3 rRNA genes are annotated in these 5,778 nt (G+C 55.1%); all 3 read left to right on the top strand.

What is annotated here, in order from left to right:
- Positions 1 to 261 precede the first annotated feature (261 nt).
- The 3 genes from DC347_RS20455 (at position 262) to rrf (ending at position 5,725) form a co-directional block, all read left to right on the top strand.
- Positions 262 to 1,785 (top strand): 16S ribosomal RNA (locus DC347_RS20455).
- Positions 1,786 to 2,315: 530 nt separating this feature from the next.
- Positions 2,316 to 5,444: ribosomal RNA gene (locus DC347_RS20450) — 23S ribosomal RNA — on the top strand.
- A gap of 164 nt (positions 5,445 to 5,608) precedes the next feature.
- Positions 5,609 to 5,725, top strand: a 5S ribosomal RNA gene (gene rrf / locus DC347_RS20445).
- Together the 16S, 23S and 5S rRNA genes form the textbook arrangement of a ribosomal RNA operon.
- The last annotated feature ends 53 nt before the right edge of the window (positions 5,726 to 5,778 follow it).

Here is a 5,778-nt window from a genome sequence, read left to right as displayed (position 1 = left end):
GTTGGGGTGGGGGATCGGGTAAGTTTGGAAAGTTGCTCCGGAGCGATCTGCGACTGGTTTTTGGTTGTGGTGGTGCCGGGTGTGTCTGTTGTTTGAGAACTCAATAGTGTGCCAAGTTTGTTGATACCAATTGTTTTATGGATTGGTTGAATTGACTGGATCCGCCACCCCGTGGTGTGGTCTGGTTTTTACAGCTGGTTTCAAATTTTGTGCAGCCGGGTGTGGTGTTATTTCCACCTGCTTGGTTGTGTCTGTTTTACTTCAACGGAGAGTTTGATCCTGGCTCAGGATGAACGCTGGCGGCGTGCTTAACACATGCAAGTCGAACGATGAACTGGTGCTTGCACTGGGGATTAGTGGCGAACGGGTGAGTAACACGTGAGTAACCTGCCCTTGACTCTGGGATAAGCCTGGGAAACTGGGTCTAATACCGGATATGACCTTCCATCGCATGGTGGTTGGTGGAAAGCTTTTGTGGTTTTGGATGGACTCGCGGCCTATCAGCTTGTTGGTGGGGTAATGGCCTACCAAGGCGACGACGGGTAGCCGGCCTGAGAGGGTGACCGGCCACACTGGGACTGAGACACGGCCCAGACTCCTACGGGAGGCAGCAGTGGGGAATATTGCACAATGGGCGGAAGCCTGATGCAGCGACGCCGCGTGAGGGATGACGGCCTTCGGGTTGTAAACCTCTTTCAGTAGGGAAGAAGCGAAAGTGACGGTACCTGCAGAAGAAGCGCCGGCTAACTACGTGCCAGCAGCCGCGGTAATACGTAGGGCGCAAGCGTTATCCGGAATTATTGGGCGTAAAGAGCTCGTAGGCGGTTTGTCGCGTCTGCCGTGAAAGTCCGGGGCTCAACTCCGGATCTGCGGTGGGTACGGGCAGACTAGAGTGATGTAGGGGAGACTGGAATTCCTGGTGTAGCGGTGAAATGCGCAGATATCAGGAGGAACACCGATGGCGAAGGCAGGTCTCTGGGCATTAACTGACGCTGAGGAGCGAAAGCATGGGGAGCGAACAGGATTAGATACCCTGGTAGTCCATGCCGTAAACGTTGGGCACTAGGTGTGGGGGACATTCCACGTTTTCCGCGCCGTAGCTAACGCATTAAGTGCCCCGCCTGGGGAGTACGGCCGCAAGGCTAAAACTCAAAGGAATTGACGGGGGCCCGCACAAGCGGCGGAGCATGCGGATTAATTCGATGCAACGCGAAGAACCTTACCAAGGCTTGACATGAACCGGTAATACCTGGAAACAGGTGCCCCGCTTGCGGTCGGTTTACAGGTGGTGCATGGTTGTCGTCAGCTCGTGTCGTGAGATGTTGGGTTAAGTCCCGCAACGAGCGCAACCCTCGTTCTATGTTGCCAGCACGTGATGGTGGGGACTCATAGGAGACTGCCGGGGTCAACTCGGAGGAAGGTGGGGACGACGTCAAATCATCATGCCCCTTATGTCTTGGGCTTCACGCATGCTACAATGGCCGGTACAAAGGGTTGCGATACTGTGAGGTGGAGCTAATCCCAAAAAGCCGGTCTCAGTTCGGATTGGGGTCTGCAACTCGACCCCATGAAGTCGGAGTCGCTAGTAATCGCAGATCAGCAACGCTGCGGTGAATACGTTCCCGGGCCTTGTACACACCGCCCGTCAAGTCACGAAAGTTGGTAACACCCGAAGCCGGTGGCCTAACCCCTTGTGGGAGGGAGCTGTCGAAGGTGGGACTGGCGATTGGGACTAAGTCGTAACAAGGTAGCCGTACCGGAAGGTGCGGCTGGATCACCTCCTTTCTAAGGAGCACCTACAACGGTTGCTGTCCCGTGTATGCGGGGTGGTGGTGTTGTCAGGAGTAAAGGCCCGTTTCGCGGACGAGTGTTTCGTGGCGGGTGCTCAAGGGTGGAATATCAACAAATAGCGGTCGTGGTGTTTTCTGCTTGTCTTAGTACGAGCCAGTGATGGTTCTGGAACGGTGGGTGGGTGATGGCGCGGTTTAGTGTTTGGCACACTGTTGGGTCCTGAGGCAACAGGACCACGGACGGCTCCTGCCTGTTTGGGTGGGGGTTGTTGGTGGGTTTGTTTGTTTCTGGTTTCCTGGCTGCATCGATCATGCATGGGTGCGTCTGCTGTTGCGGGCGTGGTGTGTGGGGTGTGTGGTTTGGGGTTGTTGTTTGAGAACTACATAGTGGACGCGAGCATCTTGTATAAGAAGCAATTTCCAAGAATATGAACCTGGATCTGGCTGCGCTGTTGATGCCCTTTGTGGGTGTTGGGGTGTGGTTGGTTTCTGTGGTTCTCTCGAGAAATTTTTTTTGATCTTTGTGGTCAAGTTTTTAAGAGCACACGGTGGATGCCTTGGCATTAGGAGCCGAAGAAGGACGTAGGAATCTGCGATAAGCCTGGGGGAGTCGATAACCGGACTGTGATCCCAGGGTGTCCGAATGGGGAAACCCCGCCAAGCGCGCGAGTGACTTGGTGACCCGTACCTGAACACATAGGGTGCGTGGGGGGAACGCGGGGAAGTGAAACATCTCAGTACCCGCAGGAAGAGAAAACAATAGTGATTCCGTTAGTAGTGGCGAGCGAACGCGGATCAGGCTAAACCGTTCCATGTGTGATAGCCGGCGGGCGTTGCATGGTCGGGGTTGTGGGACTTTCCATACCAGTTCTGCCGGGCTGGTGGGGTGTGATGTGCGCGCATAGGTGAACGGTTTTGAAAGGCCGGCCAGAGAGGGTGTTAGTCCCGTAACCGTAATGTGTTTGTGCCGCCTGTGAGAGTATCCCAAGTAGTACGGGGCCCGAGAAATCCCGTGCGAATCTGTCAGGACCACCTGATAAGCCTAAATACTCCCTAATGACCGATAGCGGACCAGTACCGTGAGGGAAAGGTGAAAAGTACCCCGGGAGGGGAGTGAAACAGTACCTGAAACCGTGTGCTTACAATCCGTCGGAGCCAGTCTGATTCTGGTGACGGCGTGCCTTTTGAAGAATGAGCCTGCGAGTTAGTGTTACGTCGCGAGGTTAACCCGTGTGGGGCAGCCGTAGCGAAAGCGAGTCTGAATAGGGCGTTGCAGTGGCGTGATCTAGACCCGAAGCGAAGTGATCTACCCATGGCCAGGTTGAAGCGACGGTAAGACGTCGTGGAGGACCGAACCCACTTCAGTTGAAAATGGAGGGGATGAGCTGTGGGTAGGGGTGAAAGGCCAATCAAACTTCGTGATAGCTGGTTCTCCCCGAAATGCATTTAGGTGCAGCGTTGCGTGTTTCTTGCTGGAGGTAGAGCTACTGGATGGCTAATGGGCCCTACAAGGTTACTGACGTCAGCCAAACTCCGAATGCCGGTAAGTGAGAGCGCAGCAGTGAGACTGTGGGGGATAAGCTTCATAGTCGAGAGGGAAACAGCCCAGACCACCAACTAAGGCCCCTAAGCGTGTGCTAAGTGGGAAAGGATGTGGAGTTGCCCAGACAACCAGGAGGTTGGCTTAGAAGCAGCCACCCTTAAAAGAGTGCGTAATAGCTCACTGGTCAAGTGATTCCGCGCCGACAATGTAGCGGGGCTCAAGTACACCGCCGAAGTTGTGGCATTCAAACATTTACTAAGCCTTCGTGGTTCAGGTGTTTGGATGGGTAGGGGAGCGTCGTGTGGGCGGTGAAGTCGCGGTGTAAACCAGCGGTGGAGCCTACACGAGTGAGAATGCAGGCATGAGTAGCGAAAGACGGGTGAGAAACCCGTCCGCCGAATGATCAAGGGTTCCAGGGTCAAGCTAATCTGCCCTGGGTAAGTCGGGACCTAAGGCGAGGCCGACAGGCGTAGTCGATGGACAACGGGTTGATATTCCCGTACCGGCGAAAAACCGTCCATGTTGAACAGGGGATACTAACCGCCCGAGACCTGCCCGCTCACCCTTGTGGTGTTGTGGGTTTTGGTGGAGCGCGGGACCTGATCCTGGGAGGCAAGCGTATTAACAGGTGTGACGCAGGAAGGTAGCCGAGCCGGGCGATGGTTGTCCCGGTCTAAGGATGTAGGGCGAGTGGTAGGCAAATCCGCCACTCATGGTGCCTGAGATCTGATGGGACCCCCGTTTGGGGGGATTTGGTGATCCTATGCTGCCGAGAAAAGCATCGACGCGAGGTTTTAGCCGCCCGTACCCCAAACCGACACAGGTGATCAGGTAGAGAATACTAAGGCGATCGAGAGAATTATGGTTAAGGAACTCGGCAAAATGCCCCCGTAACTTCGGGAGAAGGGGGGCCCCAACCTTGATACACCTTCGCGGTGTGGAGGGGATCGGGGCCGCAGAGACCAGGGGGAAGCGACTGTTTACTAAAAACACAGGTCCGTGCGAAGTCGCAAGACGATGTATACGGACTGACTCCTGCCCGGTGCTGGAAGGTTAAGAGGACCGGTTAGCCTCACGGCGAAGCTGAGAATTTAAGCCCCAGTAAACGGCGGTGGTAACTATAACCATCCTAAGGTAGCGAAATTCCTTGTCGGGTAAGTTCCGACCTGCACGAATGGAGTAACGACTTCCCCGCTGTCTCAACCATAAACTCGGCGAAATTGCAGTACGAGTAAAGATGCTCGTTACGCGCAGCAGGACGGAAAGACCCCGAGACCTTTACTATAGTTTGGTATTGGTGTTCGGAGTGGCTTGTGTAGGATAGGTGGGAGACGTTGAAGCCCGGACGCCAGTTCGGGTGGAGTCATCGTTGAAATACCACTCTGGTCACTTTGGACATCTAACTTCGGCCCGTAATCCGGGTCAGGGACAGTGCCTGATGGGTAGTTTAACTGGGGCGGTTGCCTCCTAAAAAGTAACGGAGGCGCCCAAAGGTTCCCTCAGCCTGGTTGGCAATCAGGTGTCGAGTGTAAGTGCACAAGGGAGCTTGACTGTGAGAGAGACATCTCGAGCAGGGACGAAAGTCGGGACTAGTGATCCGGCGGTACATTGTGGAATGGCCGTCGCTCAACGGATAAAAGGTACCTCGGGGATAACAGGCTGATCTTGCCCAAGAGTCCATATCGACGGCATGGTTTGGCACCTCGATGTCGGCTCGTCGCATCCTGGGGCTGGAGTAGGTCCCAAGGGTTGGGCTGTTCGCCCATTAAAGCGGTACGCGAGCTGGGTTTAGAACGTCGTGAGACAGTTCGGTCCCTATCCGCTGCGCGCGCAGGAAATTTGAGAAGGGCTGTCCTTAGTACGAGAGGACCGGGACGGACGAACCTCTGGTGTGTCAGTTGTACTGCCAAGTGCACCGCTGATTAGCTACGTTCGGATGGGATAACCGCTGAAAGCATCTAAGCGGGAAGCTCGCTTCAAGATGAGATTTCCATACACTTTATGTGTGAGAGGCCCCCAGCCAGACCACTGGGTTGATAGGCCGGATGTGGAAGCGAGGACTAACGACTCGTGAAGCTGACCGGTACTAATAGGCCAACAACTTACACCACACAGATACATACAAAATCTGCTTGCGTCCACTATGTGGTTCCCAACCAACAACCCCCAACACCGGGGTTTGATACGGCACGGAACCAACAACTGAATAACAACACCACACATGTTGTAACCACAGTCTTCCCACCAACCCCAGGGTTGGGACGGGTAACAAGGTTACGGCGGTCATAGCGTGGGGGAAACGCCCGGTCCCATTCCGAACCCGGAAGCTAAGACCCACAGCGCCGATGGTACTGCACCCGGGAGGGTGTGGGAGAGTAGGACACCGCCGGACACACATTGGTCGAGGCCCCAACCAAACGGTTGGGGCCTCCCACATTTAACACC

It is taken from the genome of Pseudarthrobacter sp. AG30, from assembly GCF_003116525.1.
GTDB lineage: Bacteria > Actinomycetota > Actinomycetes > Actinomycetales > Micrococcaceae > Arthrobacter.
This window is presented reverse-complemented; position numbering and strand designations above follow the sequence as displayed.